The organism is Paenibacillus caui (genome assembly GCF_019904135.1).
Taxonomy (GTDB): domain Bacteria; phylum Bacillota; class Bacilli; order Paenibacillales; family Paenibacillaceae; genus Fontibacillus; species Fontibacillus caui.
Window position 1 is genome coordinate 1 of sequence record NZ_JAIOGQ010000042.1, and the last position, 21,229, is coordinate 21,229.

Below are 21,229 nucleotides of genomic sequence, written 5' to 3' on the forward strand. Positions count from 1 at the left end.
AATTATCGGCATGGGAGTGTGCCCGAAACCAAAACCAAAAAGGCGTGGACTGGCAGTTTACTACCGATGAAGCAAGGATCAAATTAAAACGCCTTTACCCACAATTTAAGGATTGATGGGGTACTAGTAATATTCTAGGTACATCTCACTGCCACGCTAAATGTTCCTGAAAAAAAACACGGCCCATCAGAGCCGTGCTTTAACGAATATAAAAAATGAATTATTTCAAATACTTAAGCGGGTTTTGCAAATCGCCGTTCCTATGAATTTCAAAATGCAGGTGCGTGCCTAGCGAATGACCGGTGTTGCCCATAACCCCGATTTTTTCGCCACGGCTGACCTTCTCGCCTTCCCTGATACTGATTCTGCTTAGATGGCCGTATAGCGTTTCATAACCATCCGCGTGTTTAATGACTATGCACTTGCCGTACCCGGTCTGCGTACCCGCAAATGTAACAGTACCGTCTGCCGCTGCCTTGATCGCATGATTGGATGACACCAAATCAATGCCTTTGTGCAGCCTGTTCCAGCGTATGCCGAATGTGCTTGTCAGCCTCGGGGAGGATAATGGCCAGGCGAACTTGGAGGAAGGCGATACCTTCTTCACGATCTTTAACGTGCCTTTGACCACAATCTTGGGCGAAGAAGCTTGCGTAACCTTCTGCCCGATCCATTCCCGGCTGACAAGCTGCCCGTTCTCTTTGACGACCCGGTAATTCATGACCTTGTTGCCGCTTCGGCCGGGCGAAACGACAATCGTCTTTCCTGCGGCCAATTTCGCATTCTTCCGGATAATCACTCCCGGTTCCGTCGCAACCTGCTCATAGGCCTGTTCCACCGTCTTCACCGTCAGCGTCGCTTCGGCCCGCTTGATATTCAGCTTTGTCCCGATCTGCAGCTTTAGCTCCGACAGCCCCGGATTCATCTGAAAAATCGCCTTTTGCGAGACGCCCATCCGTTTGGCTATGGAAGAAATCGTATCGCCGCTCTTCACTTCATAGGTAACCGATTCTTCTTTATTCTGCAAAATCCGCTTGACGACCGTCTCCGCGCTGTCGATTTGCGACGCCTCTCCCGAGAAGGCTTCCTGCTCAACCTTCTCGACAATGCTGACCGATTCGACCTTCGGCGCGGTGGATGATGCGGCTGCCTGCGCTGACGACGCTGGTCTGGCCGACAGCTTTTTCAATTTTGCCATGGCCTGTCCTCCGGTGGCAGAGGTTTGAACATACCTGCTTTTCACCTGAGCCATTACCGCTTCCGCTTCGGCCTCATCCTTGACCACGCCAACGACCTCACCGTCGATCTTGATCGCTACTCCTTCCGCATGGTAGGGAATCAGCTCCGCAAGCCTCGCTTTTGTCGCTTCGCTGTCTACTTCAGCCTTGTAGGATTTATCCTGTACAGTGCTTACATCTGCAGTCTGCAGAACAATGTTGGCCTCCGGATACTGCTGCTTAAGCTTCTCCTGCTTTTCCTTATAGGCTTCGTTCAGCTGCTGCTTGTTTTTGACAGCTCCAATTTCCTCACCATTAAAATAGACCCGATAGTAAGGAACTTTATTCGCTTCCACATATTGATGACCGGCAAGAAATACGCCGCCTGCCAAGAGCAGACTTCCTGTTGAGATCCATATTTTGCTCGATTTCATATAATCCCACAATGACGATTCCGATTTCCGCTTCCGAAAATTCTCAATGAGACCTTTCATCTTGCTCTCCTTCGTCTTTGAAACTCCGCTATCCTTTATAGCTTCCGGAAAGGAAACAACTGCATAGACGGGATCGGTAACACTATCTTCTATTTTCTGCCGCTGGGCGCTGAGGCTGAGTATGTAATCATAGCTTAAACCTGTCCATTTTCGACAAAAAATAGTTTCAAAATTTTAACCTTTAATACTTTAGTTTACTTTAACACAGCCCTGCAGTAGATTTCAACTTTGTTTGGAAAAGCAAAAAACCCGCGCTAGGCGCGGGTTTGATGGATAATTATTCTATCTAAGAAACGTCTTCTGTGTCCACCGATTATTTGTTCAGAATCCCTATCATTTTCGAATAATCGTCTTTATTCAGATATTTGGACAATATCTGCTGAATGTCAATCAGCTCGCTCTCTGTCAGGCCGCCTTCCATAGCTGCCGAGATTTTCTGCATTTCTTCTTCGGGCAGTTTATTCATCAGCATGGAGAACACCTCTTCTTTCTCCTGCTGGGACATATCGTCTTTCTTCGCAGCCAGCTCGTCTGGTGTAACGACCGGCTCTTCCGTGCTGCCCGCTCCCGCTTCCCCGCTCGTACTGCTCGTCCCGCCCATAACCGGCAGGGCATCTTCCGGCGCGGCGCTGCCTTGTACGTCTTCCGTTCCGTCCGTTCCGTCCGTGCGGTCCGTGCCGCTTGTTGCGCCACTCCCGCCGTTATCCTGTTCATCCTGATCGGCAGGCTTGTCCTCCCCGCCAGAGCCGCCTCCAATGTCCGCTACCGCGCCGGACGAGGCATCGTCCCCTGCTCCGGCATCAGCCGTGCTCGGATCCTGCCCGGCTTGTCCTTGATCGTCCGTCTTCTTCGCGCCGCTTTGTCCGGACGACCCGCCAAACCCTGCTCTGACCAGGCTGGTGAAGCTGGAGGGTTGGCCCTCCCATTTGATGTTCAGACTGCCGAGCAGGGACTGCACGTACGCATTAACGACAAATCCCGTAGTGAGCAGGGTCAGGGCACTGACTAGAATCGCAGCCAAAACGGCCATCACTATTCTGTAAATCCATCTCATCATGGTTCCTCCTTATGCCATGGAACTTGAACTCATAAGATCGTGAATCTGGTAACCAGTATGCCCGGGTTGCTCTTGTTTTCTACCTTGCTCTATGAAAAAAAACCTTCCCTGCCAAATAGCAGAGAAGGTTAACGCTAGGATAGCAGCCTGAACTGCGGCTATCCCTCCCGGTTCGCGAGCCGGGCCAGTTTGAATTCGGCCAGCTGATCTGCCGCCTGAGCCGTCGATATCCCTTCGCTGCGGGACATCCGGTATACCTCCGCCAGTGTGCCGCTGATCCCTTCCACCCGGCGCCGAATCTCTTCCGGCCCGCAGCCGTCCAGCTCCAGCGCGGTGGCAATGATGCCGCCGGCATTGATCGCATAATCAGGGGCATACAGGATGCCCCTGTCCTTCAGTTCCTCCGCATACCGCTGCCCGGCAAGCTGATTGTTGGCCGCTCCGGCGACAATGCGGCATTTCAGCCTCGGCAGGACCGCATCGTTCAGAATGCCGCCTAAAGCACAAGGCGCAAAAACATCGCAGTTCAGCCCAAAAATCTCCTCGGGCTGAACCGCTTCCGCTTCAAACTCCCGAACCACCTTGTCCGTACGGCTACGGTCAACGTCAGTCACTACGAGCTCTGCGCCTTCCTGCTTCAAATACCGGCTGAGCAAATAGCCAACCTTGCCCAGGCCCTGTACCGCTATTCTTTTACCGGATACAGAGGGATTGCCGCAGGCTTCCCGGAGCGAAGCTCCGATGCCCAGAAATACGCCGTATGCCGTCATTTCCGCCGTTAGATTCCCGCTCCCCCCAAGCGTACCCGTCATGTCGGTGACATATCCGGTCTCCTGCGCGATCGCATCCATATCCGCTACGGTTGTGCCCAAATCCACACCGGTCACATACCGCCCGGCCATTCGTTCCACGACCCGTCCGAACGAACGGAACAAAGCCTCTCTTTTGTCGCTCTCCGGGGTGCCGAAGATCACTGCCTTCCCGCCGCCGTAAGGCAGATCCGAAATCGCCGATTTATACGTCATCCCTTTGGACAGACGCAATGCATCCTGCACCGCTTCTTCTTCAGAAGCGTAATCCCACATCCGGCAGCCTCCCAGGGCGGGCCCTGCCAGGGTGTTATGCACAACCACGACGGCTTTTAGCCCGGTTGCAGGGTCCTGGACAAACAGAAGCTCCTCGAAGCCTTCCTGCTTCATGGTTTGCCAAAGCTCCATCCTTCCCATCTCCTTGCTCTTGTCATAGCGCCGGAAGGATAGCGAGAGATTAACCGTTGTCCTTATTCGTTACTCCGCCCTCGTTTATCCGTACCTTCATTTCAGGCGCTTCGGTATCTTCCGGTTCTATCCTTCAGGTGCCTACGGATCATTTTAGTACTGAATACCAACTTATTCCACAAGATCGTGAAATGATACTCACAGGAAGGCATCTTTTCTGACATAGAAAAAGCCATGGACCCTCCGTCTCCGGAAAATCCATGGCTTCTTGTGTCAATAGGACAGGCTCTGTATTATTCGTAGATCGGCAATACCTGATTCGTCTGTTCCCGGTTGCGTCCAACGGAGAAGATCGCGATCGGAATACCGGTCAGCTCGGAAACACGCTTCACATAATTGCGTGTGTTCTCCGGCAGATCTTCCAGTGTCTTTGCGCCGGAAATATCTTCAGACCAACCCGGCAGCTCTTCATATACTGCTACGCATTCCGCCAGCATTTTCAAGCTCGCTGGATAGTGGGTAATGACCTCGCCGCGATACTTGTAGCCTGTGCAGATCTTGACGGTCTCAAGCCCTGTAAGAACGTCAAGCGAGTTGAGCGAAAGTCCGGTCAGGCCGCTGACACGGCGGGCATGGCGGACTACGACGCTGTCGAACCAGCCGACACGACGCGGACGTCCTGTTACCGTGCCGTATTCATGGCCGGTTTCACGAATCTGATCGCCTACTTCATCATGCAGCTCGGTCGGGAATGGACCGTCGCCAACCCGGGTCGTATAGGATTTGGCTACGCCGATTACCTGATCGATTTTCGAAGGTCCTACGCCGGAACCGATGCAGACACCGCCAGCCGAAGGATTCGAGGATGTAACGAAAGGATAAGTACCCTGGTCGATATCAAGCATGACGCCCTGCGCGCCTTCAAACAATACTTTGCGTTTCTCGTCGATCGCATCATTCAGGACAACCGATGTATCGGTTACATAAGGACGAATTTGTTCCGCATACTCCAGATACTTGCGAAGCGTTTCTTCCACATCCAGCGGCTCCGCTCCGTATACCTGCTGGATCATCCGGTTCTTCTCTTCCATCAGATGGCGAAGCTTAAGTTCAAATTCCTCGGCGTCCATCAAATCGGCGATCCGGATGCCGCTCCGCGCCGCTTTGTCCATATAGGCAGGACCGATCCCTTTGCGGGTTGTGCCGATTTTGTTCGGTCCCTTGCGGTCTTCTTCCAGTGCGTCAAGCACCATATGATAAGGCATGATGACATGGGCCCGGTCGCTGATCTTGAGATTCTTGGTGGAGAACCCGTTCTCATGAATATAAGCAATCTCCTGCAGCAAAGCTTCCGGATTAATAACCATGCCGTTGCCGATGACACATTGTTTTTCTTCATAAAATACACCCGACGGAATGAGACTCAGCTTGTACTTTTTGCCATCAATCAGTATCGTGTGGCCAGCGTTGTTACCGCCCTGGTAGCGCGCCACCACATCTGCGCTTTCCGCCAGAAAATCCGTGATTTTGCCTTTGCCTTCGTCTCCCCACTGTGTTCCCACAACAACTACTGTTGACATGTACATTACCTCCGCGAATGCGCTTACCGCATCTTAATTTTCATTCCATGACAATACGAGAGAATCCTGAAGCAGCGCCAGCTGCCCCGGTAATCTCCTAGAAACCTGGCTTCAAGCCTATTTACTGCTCTAAAGCAGCAATACCAGTGTAACAGCCCGCTTTTTCAAAGTCAAACATAAAAAACGAACATTCAGGTTCTTATTTTTGTCATTGTTCGGAAAATAATGTAGTGTGCGTTCATTTACGGGCTCATAGCTTATTTATTTCAACTGTTGAGCAGCGCCTTAGAGGCGATAGCGGGCTGGAAGGCTTTATTTTCGATCGAATACAGGCTGTAGAAGTAGCCCTTCAGATCCATGAGCTCCTGGAAGCGACCCTGCTCAATGATGCGGCCCTCCTGCAGGACATAAATACAGTCATACCGCTCCAGCAGGCTTTTGACAAGTCGATGAGTCACGGTGACTGCCGTAATCTCTTGCATGCTCAGAATCGTCTCTTCAATCGCATAAGCCGTTTCATTATCCAAAGCGGACGTAGCCTCATCCATCATCAGGATCGGGGCTTTGCGCAGCAGCGTACGGGCAATAGCGACCCGCTGCTTCTCGCCTCCGGAGAGCAGACTGCCGTTTTCGCCCACCGGACTGGCTAGTCCGACCGGCAGTTTGCTCAGAAATGCGGACATACCGGCAAGCTCTGCCGCTTTAGCTACTTCTTCCTCGGTATACGGGCCGAACAGCCTGATATTCTCGAGAATGCTGCTGTCAAACAGGAAGGTGCTCTGATGCAGAATCGATTGAAACTGGGCCAGGTCTTCTGCGGATATGTCCTTAAGCGGAATGCCGTCAACCCGGATCGAACCGTCGTAGTTCTCATATTGCTTCTGCAAGAGCTTCAGCAGTGTTGATTTTCCCGAACCGCTGGCGCCGACAAGCGCTACCTTCTGATTTTTATGTATGGTTAGATCGATTTCTTTCAGCACCTGTCTGCTTCGGTCATACCCAAAGCTAACACCCTCTAGCACCATTTCACTGGTGAACTGATCCTTTGGCGTGTAGGCACGTGCTTCTTCTTCCCTGGCCAGCATACCTGCAATTTTGCCGGAAATGTGCTTCAGCGATTTGATTCGGGTCAGATATTGAACGCTGGCGAATATCGGATTAACCACACTATTGGTCAGCTGCACACAAGCTATCATTACCCCGAATGTTACGTTTCCCTGAATGGTTAGAAGGCCTCCGATTAAAAAAGTGGATATAAACATCAGTCCGCCGAAGATTTCACTCACGGCATCAACCCCGGCTGTCTCTATATTGAAGCGGAACTTGCGCCCCTCTGCCTCTTCGTTAACTCGGACATATTCCTCTTCAATTTTCTTCTCGATTTTGAAGCTTTTAATGACCTGAAAGCCGGAGAACAGATCATTGACCTTTATCATAAAAAGCTCCAGACTTTCAGCAAACCGGCTTTTGCTTCCGCTTAGCCTTTTTTCAAAAATCCGGGGAATCGCAATCGACAGAAGCGCCATCACTATCAGCACCGCCGCTATTTGATAGCTTAAGAAGAACAAGGACACAAGGCTGGAAACGAAAGCGACAGCGGTCCCGATCAGCAAAAAGATATTGCGGAAGAAATCCTCCTCCAGCATCTTGATATCATTATTAATGAGTGACAAATATTTGGCACTTCGCTCTCCGGAGAACTCCGTCATGCTTTTGCCCATGATTTTATGGAAAACATCATTTTTCAGATGAACCATCGTTCGCTTCATGTAGGCCGACTTGCTCCATTCGGACACAAAATGAACCACCGCACCAAAAACGATAAAGGCCAGGGCAATGCACGCAGCCTGCTTAAAGCTCTGCTTGCCGGCTCCCGTTATAGCTTCCGTAATGCCTTTAAACACAAAAGCCGTTCCAACATTCAGCATGCTGGCTAGAGTCACCATAACGACTGCTGCAGCGAGTCTTCCCTTATATTTCAGTAAATATGCTCCCATAGCTATTCCCCCCAAATCGGCTGGTTTGGCCTTACTTTTGTATTCACTATAAAAGAAGGCCTCTTCATAAAGAAGAGGCGGGGGAATGAATCCGATGTCAGTCTCAAGGCGGAGGACCCTGGTCGTTTGTCGTCTAAGCCCTTTCTTTCAGAGCCGATGCGGCAATCATCTTCCCTCGGCTTCGGTCGCTGATCAAGGCCAGCGGAATACCCACGATGAGCAGCCAACAGGAGAAGATGAACGTGTCTTTGAAGGCACGTGACGCCGCTTCACGATAACCGCCAACAATCCCCGGCATGAGGCGGCCGATCTCTGCCGTCTGTTGCTCCATTACCGCTTGCTGGGCGGCGCGCTGGTCCTCAGGCAGCTTTGCTATGGCCTGCTCCGTCTCCTTCGCCATCGCTTCTGATAGGGGCTTCAGCACATCATCAGTCGACCCCGAGAGCGACGAGGAATCCGGATTGATTTGGGCCGTCATTTGAATAAGCTGCTCCTTGACTGAAGATGAAAGCACCGAATTCGTTTGAATCGTCGTAACCGCATTCTGGCGGGCCTCATCCATTTTGTCCGTGATCTGCGTCTGCAGCACCGTTACGATGATCGCCACGCCAAGTACGCTGCCAAGCGCCTTGGTCATATTGATGATGCCCGAGGATATCCCGACCTTCTCTTCCGGTACATTGCGGATCGTAGAGGCCATGATCGGTGCAATCGCGAGCCCCATCCCCAAACCCGCCAAAGCCAGTCTCGGAATGACCTCCATCGTGGTGGAGTCTATTCCCAGACCGCTGAGCCAGTAGTTGGCAATGATAAAAAGGGCGACTCCCACCGCTCCAAACCAGCGTGCTCCGTACTTATTGGACAAAGGGCCTGATATCACCGAAGAAACCATCGAGAACAGGGCGATGACAGACATAACAAGACCGGCTTTCAGCTCCGTCATACCCAGAATGCGGGTCAGGTAAAAGGAGGCCAGAAATGAGAGATTCATAATGCCTGCACCAATAACGAGCATCGCTAGAGCGGCTCCGGAGAACGGTTTGATTTTCAATAAAGACAGGGGCATCATCGGGTGTTTTCCCCGCCATTCCGCCAAGAAGAACATAAGCAGAAGGAGACCTCCTCCAACCAGAAGAAGCACGATCGTACGTGAATCCCATCCGAGGTCATTCGCCTTGATCAGCGCATAGGTGAAACAAAACATGGCGCCCGTTATGCTGAGTGTCCCCACGTAATCGAGCTTCTTCCCCGACGTCCGGTCATAAGACTCCTTGATCAGCGGAATCGTCATCAGCAAGCTGAGGATGCCGAGCGGTACATTGACAAAGAATATCCACTGCCAGTCAAACTTCTCGGTCAATATCCCGCCAAGCGCCGGTCCGCTCGCAGCCGCCAATCCGGAAAAAGCGCCCCACGCCCCGATCATCGTACCATGCATTTCTTTAGGGAACATTTCTGTAGTGATCGGAATGGTGACCGGAACAATGATGGCCCCGGCCAGCCCCTGACAAATTCTTAAAGCGATCAGAAATTCTATGGATGAGGCAAAACCGGCTAACAAGGATGTCAGCGTAAAGAGAAAAATTCCGATCATAAACACCTTTTTCCGGCCAAATTGGTCAGCAATCCTGGCGGCCGTAAGAATAAATACCGCAAAAGCCAGATTGTATCCGTTCATAATCCAGGAGGTTTGTCCGACATTCCCGCCGAAATGCCGGGTGATCTCGGGTAGTGCAACGTTGACGATGGTTGCGTCGAGCAAAGCCATGAAAAAACCAAACACGACGGCTGTAAACGCCAATATTCGGTGTAGCCGCTCACTCATTTTCTCCACTTCCCTTTTCTTTTTAAAATATGAACTGAAGTTCATGTTTGTATTATATGAACCATGGTTCAGTTTTGTCAACAAAAAAATGAACCATATTTCACATTTTTGGTTTGACGCCCTTAACATTGTTTTTTACAATCGAATGAAAGGAGCGATAGGCGTGAAAGAAAATGAAGATAAAGTAAGAAGACCCAAGCAAAGCCGCAGCATCCAAACGAAAGAATCCATTCTGAAGGCTTCGATGGAGCTGTTCTCCACCAAGGGATACCACAACACCAATACCAAGGAGATCGCCGCCTTGGCCGGCGTGTCTACGGGCAGCTTTTATTCCTATTATGTGGACAAACGGGCTGTTTTTATCGAGGCTCTGAATCTCTACTATCAGGAATTTCACGATCACCTTTCCCTTGCGCTCGGAGAGATGAGTCCGGGGTATGGCGATAAGTATGCTGCCATCTCTCACCTCATAGACAGCATGGTTGCTGCTCACGAAGTCTTCACGCAGTTCCACATCGAGCTCGCTGTGATGTATCATTCCGACAGTGAAATCAAAGCGCAGATGGATGAGCAGTATCAATTGGGCCGTCAGCTTACGGAAAAGTATTTAACGCAATGGGGGGATGAACTGCAGACAACGGATTTGGAAGCAGCTTCGGTCGTCGTATTCGAGCTGCTGACCCGGGTCGTGGATATCATTGTATATGAACCCCAGCTCATGGATCCGAACCGTATTAAAAAGGAGCTGATTACGATGGTTCTCGGCTATTTGTTTGGCAAGTAGGAACGGCAAAGCCGTCCTTTAAGAGACGGCATCCGTTTTTCGCGTGGGAAGTCGTTGCTGCATAAAAAAACGGGCCAGACGAAAATCGTCAGCCCGTCAGCCCGCAAATGAATCGGCATGCGCCCGTTCATAGTTGGCAAATTTATTGAAATTTTTAAGAAACACCAGCTCGACCGTCCCCACAGGACCGTTCCGCTGCTTGGCAATGATGATTTCAATGATGTTCTTCTTCTCGGTTTCCTGGTTGTAGTAATCGTCGCGGTACAGGAACGCCACGATGTCGGCATCCTGCTCGATGGAACCGGATTCCCGAAGGTCGGACATCATCGGACGCTTGTCCTGCCGCTGCTCGACGCCCCGGCTCAGCTGGGACAGCGCAATAACCGGCACCTCCAGCTCCCTCGCAATTTGCTTCAGGGTTCGGGAAATTTCCGATACCTCCTGCTGGCGGTTCTCACCGGGCTTGCCCCGGCCGTGAATCAGCTGCAAGTAGTCGATCACGATCATGCCAAGCCCGCGCTCTTTCTTGAGGCGCCGGCATTTAGCCCGAATATCCGCAACCGTCACACCCGGCGTATCGTCGATGTAAATCTCCGCTTCCGATAAAGCAGCGATGCCCATCGTCAGCTTCGACCAATCGTCGTCGCTCTTGAAATCGCCGGTCCGCATGACACTGGCGTCCAGATTGGCCTCCGCGCAGATCATCCGCTGCACAAGCTGGGCCGCCGACATCTCCAGACTGAAGATGGCCACGGTTTCTTTGCCGCGGACCGCGGCGTTCTGGGCAATGTTCAGCGCGAATGCGGTTTTACCCACGGAAGGGCGGGCCGCTACGATAATGAGATCGCTGCGCTGAAAGCCAGACGTCATCCGGTCCAGGTCCACGAAGCCGGACGAGACGCCGGTCGTCGTTCCCCGGTTTTGATGCAGCATTTCGACCTTGTCGAACACTTCCATCAGCACGTCGCGGATCGCAATGAAGCCGCTGCCGGAGCGGCGGTTGGAAATTTCAAGGATGCGGCGCTCCGCATCGCTGAGCAAATCTCCTACGTCCTCTCCGCCCGTATAGCCGTCGCTGACGATTTGCGTGGCGGTCCGGATCAGACGGCGCATCATCGACTTTTCTTCGATAATGCGGGCGTAATAATCCACATTGGCCGCGGTCGGCACCGCGTGTGCCAGCTTCGCCAGGTAACTGACGCCGCCGATATTTTCAAGCTGCCCTTTATCCTGAAGCTTGGCCGTCAGCGTGACCAGATCAATCGGCTTGCCCTCTTCCCCAAGCTCGACCATCGTCTCATAAATGAGCTGGTGCGCCGTATGATAAAAGTCCTCATCCCGCACACGTTCCATGGCGGTGATGAGGGCTTCGGATTGGAGCAGAATCGCGCCGAGCACGGCCTGCTCAGCCTCCAGATTCTGCGGCGGGATCCGGTCGATAAACAGATCTCCGCCCATTTTATTCCTCCGTGACTTGGACCTTCAGCGTCGATTTCACATCGGCATGAAGCTTCACCGGTACCTGGGTCACCCCGAGCGTACGGATCGGGTCGTGCATTTCAATTTTCCGTTTGTCGATCTTGATGCCATGGTCCTGAGCCAGCGCTTCGGCTACCTGTTTGCTGGTGATGGCTCCGAATAGACGGCCGCCTTCCCCGGCTTTCGCTTTGAGCAAGATGGTCATTTCCTCAAGCTTTTTGGCAAGCGCAATCGCTTCTTCTTTCTCGTGCGCTTTACGCTTCTGCTCTGCCGCCGTCTGCATTTCCTGTGTCTTGACGTTGCCTTCGGTTGCCAATTTTACAAGCCCCCGCGGAAGCAGGAAGTTTTGGCCGTATCCTTCCGATACCTCTTTGATTTCCCCTTTTTTCCCCTGACCTTTAACGTCCTTCAGAAAAATAACCTTCATTCGAATAACCCCTCTTCCTTCTCAATTTCTTCAAGCACCGACAGCAGCCGCTTTTCGGCCTCCGCCTGGGTGCCTTCAAGCTGTGCCGCGGCGTTCGTCAAATGTCCGCCCCCGCCAAGCCGCTCCATGACGACCTGAACGTTCATGCCGCCAAGCGACCGGGCGCTGATGCCGATCAGGCCATCCGGCCGTTCGCTGATCACGAAGGAAGCCAGCACATTGGTCATATTCAGCAGCGTATCGGCAACTTGGGCGATCAGCACCTGCGGTATTTTGCGGTTCGGCTCCGTAACCGCCAGCGCGATATGCCCGTAGATCATGCGGGCATGCTTGATGATCTCCGCCTTCTCGATATACTCCTGCAGGTCTTCCTTCAAAATCCGCTGCACCATCACCGTATCTGCACCGTTCCGGCGCAAAAATCCGGCCGCTTCAAACGTTCTGGACCCGGTATGCAGGGCAAAATGCTTCGTATCCACGGTAATCCCCGCCAGCAAGGACGTCGCTTCGAGTGGACTGATCTGCACCTTCTCATGGATGTACTGCAGCAGCTCGGTGACGAGCTCGCAGGCTGAGGAAGCGTAGGGCTCAAGGTAGACAAGCACCGCGTCGTTGATGAACTCCTCGCCCCGTCTGTGATGGTCGACCACCACTACGCGGCGCGCCTGCTCCACGATTTTCGGCTCAATCGTCATCGAGCCCTTGTGGGTGTCCACAACGACGAGCAGCGTGTGCTCCGTCATCAGATCAAGCGCCTGCTCCGGAGTGATGAACCGGCGCGAAAGCGCCTCTTCCTTGCTGATCCGCTCCATCATCCGTTCAATGCCCGGATTGCTGCCTTCCAGCACAATGTGCGCCTCCACCTTGTACATGTCGGCGGCCTTCATGACACCGATCGAAGCCCCGATCACATCCAGATCGGGCATCCGGTGTCCCATGATAAGCACGCGGTCGCTCTCCTGCATCAAATCGCGCAGGGCATGCGCGATGACGCGGGCCCGCACCCGTGTGCGCTTCTCTACGGCGTTCGTCTTGCCGCCGTAGAAGGACAACCTTTGGCCGGCCTTAACGGCGGCCTGGTCACCCCCGCGGCCCAGAGCCATATCGAGGCTCGACTGGGCGAGTTCGCCCAGCTCGCTGATATGCTCCGTGCCGAAGGCGATGCCGATGCTCAGCGTCATCGGCACCTTCAGGTCCGCGGTCATTTCGCGAACCTCATCCAAAATAACAAAGCGGCTTTGCTCCATTTCCAGCAGCGCCTTGTGATCCAGCATCATCAAATAGCGTTCGGACGAAAGCCGGCGCAGATAGACGCGATACTGCTTCGCCCAATCCGTCAGCATGGTGGTCATTCTCGCAATCAGCGCGGACCGCTGCTGGTCGTCCATCCCCTGTGAAGCCTCATCCAGATTGTCCAGCATGACAATGCCAAGCGCGAGCCGTTCATTATCGTAGCGTTCCCGCAGCACCGCGAGCTCCGTAATATCCTGAAAATAAATCAGTCTTTCATCCGGTTCAATCGTGAGCTGATAATAACGGCCGTCCACCATCACTTCGGCAGTAGAAGTGGCGCGATCCTGCTCCTTTTTCTTCAGCTTCTGCAGCTGCGGGAGCAGCTCCAGAAGCGGCTGATTCACGACGGTATCCCGTCCGAATACACCGGATATGAAGCGGTTGTGCCATTCAATCGTCCGGTCCTCGCTGTAGAGAATAATGCCGAAAGGAAGCCGGCTGATCGCTTCACCCTCTACTCTTTTGACACGGTAGGTTAAATCCGTTACATATCTCATCAGCTCCTTGCGGAACCTGCGCTCCGACTGAAGCATCGTATACGAAAGCCCACAGACCAGACACAGCCCCACCAGTCCAAGAACCCAGTTGTAAATGGAGATGAATATGACAAGCAGCAGCTGCAGCATGAAGGCCCATACGGTCTGATAGCCGTGCCAGCGTTTTTGCAGTAATTTAGGCATGCCTTCTCACCCTATCGTCCAGATCTAGAAATCTTGTCTCGAAGCGGGAATAAAATATCCAATATGCCGATAATCCGCAGCGGCTGAAAGAACAGCATCACAATAATCAGCGCTATCGGAATGATCGGGTTCCACTTTCGATGATACGCCAGAAAGAAGAAGAAGCTTGCCGTTTGAATCATGAAGCAAAATCCAAGCATCGGAATGATGTTCAGCAGAATCGTGTTCAAAAATCCGGTGCCGTTTCCTGTAAACATGCTCAGCAGCAAGGCAATCAGGTAATACCATACCAGCGAGCGCGGCAAACGCCAATTGCGAAGCGGCGGCAGCTTCGGCACGACCTGTCCGAGGCTTGCCAGCGTCGGGCGCGCAAGCGCGTGAGCTACCGTCGCCATGACAAGTGAACATACCGTCAGTGTAAATGGCATCGTCCGTAAGGTCAGCTCCGATATCTGCTGAATCATATCCGCGGACCAGCCCATAGTCCCCGCAAGCGTCTCGCCGGACATCCCTTCCAGCGGCGCTGCAGTCATATTAAAGATTTCGTCGATCACACTCGCCAAATTAAAGTCAAACAGCACCGTACTCAGGAGCAGCAGCAGCAGAAATTCCACCAGAATGGTTCCTGCGCCGACCGAGATCGTTCGGAATGCCGACGCTCTGCGCTTATATAATTGCCCCATAAGGATAGCCGGTATCAAGAAAAATACCGACAAGAGCAAATAGGCCGGTCCCGCGAGCCAAGCCACAATCACCAGCACGGGAATCATGTGCATGGCGAAGGAACGGGGCGGCAATAAAGTATACAGCACCACGCCGGGCAGCAGCATAAAAAACGACGTGATCATAAATAGCGGAGATTTTAAAGACAGGAGCAGCAGCAAATACGCCACGCTCCACGCGATGGATGTCCAGCGCAATTTCAATATGTTCACCTCTTACGCATATGTTCTTCCAGAGAGGATATATCCTGATACCAATCCTCGAGCTGGTGTCCTTCTTGTTTGTGTTTTTTTAGTTTGTCTACAATGCTTGCATCCAAATCCCCGTAAGAGATACCCAATCTGCGCCCAAGAATGTAGCAGCTGACAACCAGACTGGCCAAACTGTCCGTGACCTTAAGACTGCTTCCTTCCCACAACGATTTAAATAAACGGGAAACGTGATCGACTACCTCGGTCTTGAGCCATTCGATTACTTTAGCGCGTTTGGCTACATCCATTTCTTTATGCATGTCAACGGAACGCTCCTTTTCTCCCCAAAAACAAGCTTTATTCCCGATTATATCATAAAAGGCAAGCCGCTACACGAGTCGGGGTCCGGCTTAATCATGCAGTTTATCTGGATTCCTTAAAAACAAACTGCTCACAATATTCAATAATTTGACTGCGCCGGACGATCCCGATAAAGCGGTTCCGGTCATCCACCACCGGTACGAAGTTCTGCGCCTTGGCTAGTTTGATCAGATCCTCCATATCGGCATCTATCCGAACAGGCTTGTTATTCATCCGCATCGGAACATCCTTCAGCAAAAATTTCGAAGCGTTCTCAAATGTGACTCGTCCTGCCGAATTCTTCATAAACCAGAGAAGGTCGCCTTCGGTGACCGTCCCGACATAGTCGCCGTCCCTGCCGATAATCGGAATCGCCGTATACCTGTGATACTCCATCCGTTCCAGCGTCTGCCTGAGCGTAGAGTCCAGCGTAACCGCAGTTACCTCGCTTTTAGGAAGTAAAAAGAATGCAATATTCATGGAACAAGTTCCTCCTTATGCGCTCTAACATCACTATAAACGTACGTTTCTAGCGCAAAATCGGCAGCCGTTTTCCGGACTGCCGAGACATAGTAAGTTACATTACATATTTTAATATATATCTATGAACGATGAAGAGCAAACATTCAATCCTTGCTTCGTGACTCCGGCACAAGAAGCTGATCTTTCGCTGTATCCGGGCTCCACCAGCTTTCAATCATCTGCTTGGCAAATGCAAGGTCCTGCTCATCCGCCAGATCGTAATAAACGCCGCCAATCCGGGTTCCTTTTCCCATAATCGTAAAGCTGCTGATTTGCGGTCTTTCTCCGATCAAAAGCTGCTTGGAAAGGTCAATAATCATGGACGGCTGCATGTCCGTCTTGAAGTTTTCCCCCATAATATCCATGAGCTTCGGAATTTTGGAAACCTGGTTCAGCTTAAGCACACGATCGACAAAAGCATTCAGAAAAACCTGATGCCGCTTCGTCCGTTCAAAGTCGCTGTCTTCACGGTACCGAACATAATTTAATGCATCCACACCGCCATAGAGCGGTTGGTTCGCTTTAATTGTAAACTTCTCATGGTCCTTCTGCTTGTTCACAATATCCTTGGTAATCGGCAGCTCAACTCCGCCAACCGCGTCTACAACCTCTTTCAGACCGTTAAAATTGATCGCCGCATAATAATCTACAGGATGGCCCATATAGCTCTCAACCGTATCCTTCGCCATCTTCGCGCCGCCATAAGCATATGCATGGTTGATCTTATCCTTATCATCCTTGCCTATAATATCAACATACGTGTCACGCGGGATGGATACCAGCAGCACTTTCGAATCCTCCGGCCTCACCACTGCATAAATCATCGTATCCGAACGGGCCGGTTCATTGTCCCTTTGGTCAACCCCAAGCAGTAGAGCTGTAAAAGGCTCGGTCTGCTCCGTTTTGACATCAACCTTCTTCGGCTCCTCATTTTCCAGCGGTGCATAGGATTTCTCCAGCTGCTTCTCCACACTGCCGGATAAGAACAGGTCAAAAGCCGTTAGGGCCAGCTGCTCACGATAGGCGTAAGCTCCCCCGCCAGCCAACAGCAGCACCAGCAAGGTGATAACCAGCACTCTCCAGCCTTTCTTCTTTCTCTTACGCTCGCTCCTACTTATCATTCGTTTATTCCTCCACTTTAGCCTTTACCCGGATCAAATGCCCATCCGGATTAAGGCGGTATCCGTTTTCTATCAAATGAAAATAAAAGACGACTGTAATGGATAAAAGATTCTTACCCTGGGAAGGGATCGGTGAAAAACACCTATGTACCATTGTAACCTGTGCCGCTCTATCAGGAAACTACAAAATCGTTAAAATCCGGCCTCTGGCGCAATTCCCTCTTTTCTTAACATTTTCCATAAAAAAATAAATAGAGAGGGTTTTAGCCGTTAGGCTGACCCCTCTCTATCTGGAAATCATAATCTTTATCCGTGCCTAAGGACCCCAATCCTTTGTACACGTTATATTACAGGCAGGGCTGTTGTTAGCAGCCATGCTTATACGTGATGGCAGGCAACAAAATGCTGGTTGCCTACATCGCGGTATTCCGGATCCTTCTGTTTGCAAAGATCCGTCGCCATTGGACAACGGGTATGGAATTTGCAGCCGGCAGGCGGATTCGACGGGCTTGGAATATCGCCATGAAGGATGATTCGCTCCCGCTTGAGCGTCGGATCCGGGATTGGAATGGCTGACATCAACGCTTTGGTATAAGGATGAAGCGGATTTCCGAACAGTTCTTCCTTGCTGGCCATTTCAACCATAGAACCGAGGTACATCACGCCAACACGGTTGCAGATATGTTCAACGACACTCAGATCATGGGAGATAAACAGATAGGTGAGCTGTCTTTCTTCCTGAAGATCGGAGAGCAGGTTGATGATCTGGGCTTGAATGGATACGTCAAGCGCCGACACCGGTTCGTCCGCCACAATAAACTCCGGATTCAGTATCAATGCCCGTGCAATTCCAATCCGCTGACGTTGGCCGCCCGAGAACTCGTGCGGATAGCGGTTATAGTGGTAAGATGCCAGACCACATTTGCTCAGCGTTTCCATAACCCGCTCTTTGACTTCCCTTTTACTTGCAATACCATGGCTTAACAGCGCTTCACCAATGGCCTCCCCGACCTTGACTCTTGGATTCAGGGAGCTGAACGGATCCTGAAATACGATTTGCATCTTCGGCCGTAGTGCTCTCAGCTTGGATTTTGATAAATTGTGAATATCCTCGCCTTTAAACAACACTTTACCATCCGTCTTATCGTTTAGACGAAGCAGCGTACGGCCGATTGTACTTTTACCACAACCGGATTCGCCTACAAGACCAAACGATTCGCCTTTATGAATCGTAAACGAAACTCCGTCAACGGCTTTCACATTGCCCACCGTGCGAGAGAAGACACCTCCGGTGATCGGAAAGTACTTCTTCAAATTATCGACTTGGATCAAGGCTTCAGTCATTGTACTTTCCCCTCCTCTTCATACAGCCAGCAAGCCGTCTTGTGTTTACCATCCCCTTGCGTACGAAGCGGCGGTTCCTTGGTTTTGCAAATTTCCATGCAAAATTCACAGCGATCATGGAAATGACAGTTATTCCCGAGCTCTACCGGGTTCGGGACTTGTCCAGGAATGGAGTACAAGCGTTCCTGCTTCTGGTTAATTACAGGCTTAGCCTTAAGCAGTCCCTTCGTATAAGGGTGCTGAGGATCTTTGAACAGATCCAGTACAGGCGCTTCTTCAATAACTTTGCCTGCATACATGACCACAACAAAATCCGCCATCTCGGCAACAACGCCAAGGTCATGCGTAATCAACATGATTGCGGTGTTAACCTTCTTCTTGATGTCGCGCATCAGGTCCAGAATCTGTGCCTGAATGGTTACGTCAAGCGCCGTTGTCGGTTCGTCTGCGATGAGCAGCTTCGGATTGCAGCTCAGCGCAATCGCAATCATAATCCGCTGACGCATCCCGCCGCTCAGCTCATGCGGGTAAGCGTTAAAAATTTCTTCCGGGCGTGGAATCCCAACCAGGGAAATCAATTCGACTGCACGCTTCTTGGCATCTTTACGATCCATGCCCAGATGCAGAATCAGCGGCTCTGTAATCTGATCCCCAATGGTAAGCACCGGGTTCAGCGATGACATCGGTTCCTGAAATATCATTGCAATCTCGTTGCCGCGCAGCCGGCTCATATCCTTTTTGCTCAGCTTCAGAATATCCTTGCCTTCAAACAGGATTTCTCCGCCTGCAATTTGGCCGGGCGGCATCTCGATCAAGCGCATCAATGTCATGGCGGTTACGCTTTTGCCGCAGCCGGACTCGCCGACTACACACAGCGTTTCGCCTTCACGTATACTGAAGCTGACATCGTCAACGGCTTTAACGACGCCAGCGGACGTATGAAAGTGGGTTTTGAGATTCTTAAATTCCACCAATTCTTTAGCCATAAAATTGTGTCTCCTACTTTTTCATTTTTGGGTCGAGTGCATCGCGCAGTCCATCACCGATCAGGTTAATCGCCGTAACGGTAATCAGAATGCACATGCCAGGCGGAATCCAGAGCCAAGGTCTCTTCCGGAAATCAATCAGATTGTTGGCTGCCGAAATCATGTTCCCCCAAGACGGTGTCGGAGGAACGACACCAATGCCCAGAAAGCTAAGCGCAGATTCGGCAAGGATGGCACCAGCTACCCCTAGGGTTGCGGATACGATGATAATCGGAACCGTATTGGGAAGCAGATGGCGGAAGATTTTGCGGCGGTCGTTCAGACCAAGCGCTTCCGTTGCAAGCATAAACTCCTGCTCCCGGAGCGTTAGTATCTGACCCCGGACGAGACGCGATAGAGTAACCCAATTTAGGATACCTATAATAAGCATAACGAAATAAATCCGGTTTCCAGGATCGACCTTCAAGTCGGAAAGAACTGTACCTAAAATAATGAGGATAGGCAAACCTGGGAGTGCAAGGAAAATATCGGCAATACGCATGAGCAAGGTATCTACAATACCTCTATAAAATCCTGCAATTGCCCCGATTGTTGCACCTACGAACACGGTAATCGCAGTTGCAACCAAGCCGACCGTTAAAGAGATTCTGCCCGCCAGCATCGTCCGCAGCAGAACATCCCGCCCCAATTTGTCAGTACCGAGCCAATGAGCTGCACTAGGCGGTTTATTCTTGTCGATCAGCTTATAATCGTACAAATTATAAGGGGAAAACATTGGTCCAAAAAAACAAATCAAAAACATTAATATGACGATAATAAGTCCGAACAAAGCCAGTTTGTTGCGCGTGAATCGGCGGTAAGCTATTTTCCATGGCGACTCAACTTTTAAGGGCTTTGCCGGTACTTGGGTATTCGATTCCAATGATGTAACCTCCAAGGACACTGTACCTCCTCCTACTTTAAGCGAATTCTTGGATCTGCAAGTCCGTAAAGTACATCGGAGAGCAGATTACCCAGGAGTGTTAGAACTGACAGAAAGATCATGAATCCAAGCATAAACGGATAGTCACGCATGTTGATAGAACCCAGATATACTTGACCGATACCCGGCCAAGCAAATACTCTTTCCAGAATAATCGCCCCACCGAACAGGGCTGGAAGTTCAAAGCCAAGCAGTGTAATGGCTGGAAGCAGCGCATTACGAAGTGCATGTTTAAAAATAACGGTTCTTTCTTTCAACCCTTTGGCGCGGGCAGTACGGATATAATCCTGACGAATCACTTCAAGCATCCCCGTACGGAAATAACGGGTAAGACCGCCTGTACTCATCATAGTTAATACGAGTGTTGGCAGAAACATATGATTAGCCACATCTTTGATATAATCCCAGCCTGTAGCCGTAGAACCCGCTGTTGTCATCCCTGCAACCGGAAACAGCTTCCAATCGAGTGCAAACAGCTTAATAAATAACAATCCAATAAAGAAAGAAGGCAAGGACATACATAGGAATACTACTAATGTTACTATCCTATCAAATAGCGAATACTGAAACTTCGCCGAGAATATGCCTGTAAATACGGCAATAACCCAGCTAAGAATCAATGACACAAAAGCAATGATAAAGGAATTCCAGACATAGGTACTGATAACTTTGGTTACTGGTGCCTTATGTTGCAATGAGTCCCCCATATTTCCCTGAAGCATATTGCCTGCCCATATAAAATATCTTTGATATTCGGGTTTATCATAGCCGTAAATATGACGGAGCTCCTCTGCTTTCTCTTTCGTCATATTTGGATTGGCCTGCGCCGTAATGTAATCTCCCGGAACCATTGCAGAGATCGCAAATACAATGATCGAGATCCCGATCATTGTTGGAATCATTTGCAGAAGACGCCGGATGATATACTGCTTCATTCAAATTCCTCCTGG

At 51.0% G+C, this 21,229-nt stretch carries 18 protein-coding genes and 1 pseudogene; 2 read left to right on the forward strand and 17 right to left on the reverse strand.

Features of this window, described 5'->3' with window-relative positions:
* Nucleotides 1–116, forward strand: a pseudogene (locus K7397_RS21660) (IS630 family transposase); the annotation flags it as partial.
* Nucleotides 117–220: 104 nt separating this feature from the next.
* On the opposite strand, the gene K7397_RS19265 reads toward K7397_RS21660, so the two are convergent.
* From K7397_RS19265 to K7397_RS19290, 6 genes are all read right to left on the reverse strand, one after another.
* Nucleotides 221–1,711, reverse strand: a complete 1,491-nt coding sequence (locus K7397_RS19265; protein ID WP_223070099.1) for a M23 family metallopeptidase — start codon at nt 1,709–1,711, stop codon at nt 221–223.
* 313 nt (nt 1,712–2,024) lie between these two features.
* Nucleotides 2,025–2,768 (reverse strand): hypothetical protein, encoded by a 744-nt coding sequence (locus tag K7397_RS19270; RefSeq protein ID WP_237691061.1) that lies wholly within the window; start codon nt 2,766–2,768, stop codon nt 2,025–2,027.
* A 158-nt stretch (nt 2,769–2,926) separates the two neighbouring features.
* On the reverse strand, nt 2,927–3,985 hold the full coding sequence (locus K7397_RS19275; protein WP_223070102.1) for a Leu/Phe/Val dehydrogenase: 1,059 nt from the start codon (nt 3,983–3,985) through the stop codon (nt 2,927–2,929).
* A gap of 293 nt (nt 3,986–4,278) precedes the next feature.
* Complete coding sequence (locus K7397_RS19280; RefSeq protein ID WP_223070104.1) at nt 4,279–5,565, reverse strand: adenylosuccinate synthase; 1,287 nt, start codon at nt 5,563–5,565, stop codon at nt 4,279–4,281.
* A gap of 266 nt (nt 5,566–5,831) precedes the next feature.
* A complete protein-coding gene (locus K7397_RS19285) occupies nt 5,832–7,562 on the reverse strand; it encodes an ABC transporter ATP-binding protein (protein ID WP_223070108.1) in 1,731 nt (576 codons plus the stop codon).
* Between the two features lie 133 nt (nt 7,563–7,695).
* Nucleotides 7,696–9,387: an MFS transporter gene (locus K7397_RS19290; RefSeq protein WP_237691062.1), complete on the reverse strand. Its 1,692-nt coding sequence runs from the start codon at nt 9,385–9,387 to the stop codon at nt 7,696–7,698.
* 163 nt (nt 9,388–9,550) lie between these two features.
* On the opposite strand from K7397_RS19290, the gene K7397_RS19295 reads away from it, so the two are divergent.
* On the forward strand, nt 9,551–10,171 hold the full coding sequence (locus K7397_RS19295) for a TetR/AcrR family transcriptional regulator (RefSeq protein WP_337926765.1): 621 nt from the start codon (nt 9,551–9,553) through the stop codon (nt 10,169–10,171).
* 96 nt (nt 10,172–10,267) lie between these two features.
* Here the strand turns inward: K7397_RS19295 and dnaB are convergent, their stop codons facing one another.
* The 11 genes from dnaB to K7397_RS19350 all read right to left on the reverse strand — a co-directional run bounded on the left by dnaB (nt 10,268) and on the right by K7397_RS19350 (nt 21,214).
* Nucleotides 10,268–11,629, reverse strand: coding sequence for a replicative DNA helicase (gene dnaB / locus K7397_RS19300; protein WP_223070113.1), 1,362 nt, complete (start codon nt 11,627–11,629; stop codon nt 10,268–10,270).
* Nucleotide 11,630: 1 nt separating this feature from the next.
* Entirely contained in the window at nt 11,631–12,077 is a 447-nt protein-coding gene (rplI, locus tag K7397_RS19305; RefSeq protein WP_223070114.1) for a 50S ribosomal protein L9, read from the reverse strand.
* Complete coding sequence (locus K7397_RS19310) at nt 12,074–14,050, reverse strand: DHH family phosphoesterase (RefSeq protein WP_223070118.1); 1,977 nt, start codon at nt 14,048–14,050, stop codon at nt 12,074–12,076. Before K7397_RS19310 ends, rplI begins: the two co-directional genes overlap by 4 nt.
* Before the next feature lie 11 nt (nt 14,051–14,061).
* On the reverse strand, nt 14,062–14,976 hold the full coding sequence (locus K7397_RS19315) for a DUF2232 domain-containing protein (RefSeq protein WP_223070120.1): 915 nt from the start codon (nt 14,974–14,976) through the stop codon (nt 14,062–14,064).
* Nucleotides 14,977–14,981: 5 nt separating this feature from the next.
* Nucleotides 14,982–15,284: a MazG-like family protein gene (locus K7397_RS19320; RefSeq protein WP_223070122.1), complete on the reverse strand. Its 303-nt coding sequence runs from the start codon at nt 15,282–15,284 to the stop codon at nt 14,982–14,984.
* A gap of 103 nt (nt 15,285–15,387) precedes the next feature.
* Nucleotides 15,388–15,804 (reverse strand): CBS domain-containing protein, encoded by a 417-nt coding sequence (locus K7397_RS19325; RefSeq protein ID WP_223070125.1) that lies wholly within the window; start codon nt 15,802–15,804, stop codon nt 15,388–15,390.
* Between the two features lie 146 nt (nt 15,805–15,950).
* On the reverse strand, nt 15,951–16,967 hold the full coding sequence (locus K7397_RS19330; protein WP_223070127.1) for an LCP family protein: 1,017 nt from the start codon (nt 16,965–16,967) through the stop codon (nt 15,951–15,953).
* A gap of 378 nt (nt 16,968–17,345) precedes the next feature.
* Nucleotides 17,346–18,311 carry an ABC transporter ATP-binding protein gene (locus tag K7397_RS19335; RefSeq protein WP_223070131.1) on the reverse strand — a complete coding sequence of 322 codons (966 nt, stop codon included), beginning with the start codon at nt 18,309–18,311 and terminating at the stop codon, nt 17,346–17,348.
* Nucleotides 18,308–19,297 (reverse strand): ABC transporter ATP-binding protein, encoded by a 990-nt coding sequence (locus tag K7397_RS19340; protein WP_223070133.1) that lies wholly within the window; start codon nt 19,295–19,297, stop codon nt 18,308–18,310. The genes K7397_RS19335 and K7397_RS19340 overlap by 4 nt, the downstream gene beginning before the upstream one ends.
* Before the next feature lie 13 nt (nt 19,298–19,310).
* Nucleotides 19,311–20,234 carry an oligopeptide ABC transporter permease gene (opp4C, locus tag K7397_RS19345; RefSeq protein WP_237691063.1) on the reverse strand — a complete coding sequence of 308 codons (924 nt, stop codon included), beginning with the start codon at nt 20,232–20,234 and terminating at the stop codon, nt 19,311–19,313.
* A 17-nt stretch (nt 20,235–20,251) separates the two neighbouring features.
* Nucleotides 20,252–21,214 (reverse strand): ABC transporter permease, encoded by a 963-nt coding sequence (locus K7397_RS19350; RefSeq protein ID WP_223070140.1) that lies wholly within the window; start codon nt 21,212–21,214, stop codon nt 20,252–20,254.
* Between the last annotated feature and the right edge of the window lie 15 nt (nt 21,215–21,229).

What these genes read in the sequence shown, in the direction of transcription:
- K7397_RS19265 (WP_223070099.1), bottom strand. Translation starts at nt 1,711, where the DNA reads ATGAAAGGTCTCATTGAGAATTTTCGGAAGCGGAAATCGGAATCGTCA.
- K7397_RS19270 (WP_237691061.1), bottom strand. Translation starts at nt 2,768, where the DNA reads ATGATGAGATGGATTTACAGAATAGTGATGGCCGTTTTGGCTGCGATT.
- K7397_RS19275 (WP_223070102.1), bottom strand. Translation starts at nt 3,985, where the DNA reads ATGGAGCTTTGGCAAACCATGAAGCAGGAAGGCTTCGAGGAGCTTCTG.
- K7397_RS19280 (WP_223070104.1), bottom strand. Translation starts at nt 5,565, where the DNA reads ATGTCAACAGTAGTTGTTGTGGGAACACAGTGGGGAGACGAAGGCAAA.
- K7397_RS19285 (WP_223070108.1), bottom strand. Translation starts at nt 7,562, where the DNA reads ATGGGAGCATATTTACTGAAATATAAGGGAAGACTCGCTGCAGCAGTC.
- K7397_RS19290 (WP_237691062.1), bottom strand. Translation starts at nt 9,387, where the DNA reads ATGAGTGAGCGGCTACACCGAATATTGGCGTTTACAGCCGTCGTGTTT.
- dnaB (WP_223070113.1), bottom strand. Translation starts at nt 11,629, where the DNA reads ATGGGCGGAGATCTGTTTATCGACCGGATCCCGCCGCAGAATCTGGAG.
- rplI (WP_223070114.1), bottom strand. Translation starts at nt 12,077, where the DNA reads ATGAAGGTTATTTTTCTGAAGGACGTTAAAGGTCAGGGGAAAAAAGGG.
- K7397_RS19310 (WP_223070118.1), bottom strand. Translation starts at nt 14,050, where the DNA reads ATGCCTAAATTACTGCAAAAACGCTGGCACGGCTATCAGACCGTATGG.
- K7397_RS19320 (WP_223070122.1), bottom strand. Translation starts at nt 15,284, where the DNA reads ATGCATAAAGAAATGGATGTAGCCAAACGCGCTAAAGTAATCGAATGG.
- K7397_RS19325 (WP_223070125.1), bottom strand. Translation starts at nt 15,804, where the DNA reads ATGAATATTGCATTCTTTTTACTTCCTAAAAGCGAGGTAACTGCGGTT.
- K7397_RS19330 (WP_223070127.1), bottom strand. Translation starts at nt 16,967, where the DNA reads ATGATAAGTAGGAGCGAGCGTAAGAGAAAGAAGAAAGGCTGGAGAGTG.
- K7397_RS19335 (WP_223070131.1), bottom strand. Translation starts at nt 18,311, where the DNA reads ATGACTGAAGCCTTGATCCAAGTCGATAATTTGAAGAAGTACTTTCCG.
- K7397_RS19340 (WP_223070133.1), bottom strand. Translation starts at nt 19,297, where the DNA reads ATGGCTAAAGAATTGGTGGAATTTAAGAATCTCAAAACCCACTTTCAT.
- K7397_RS19350 (WP_223070140.1), bottom strand. Translation starts at nt 21,214, where the DNA reads ATGAAGCAGTATATCATCCGGCGTCTTCTGCAAATGATTCCAACAATG.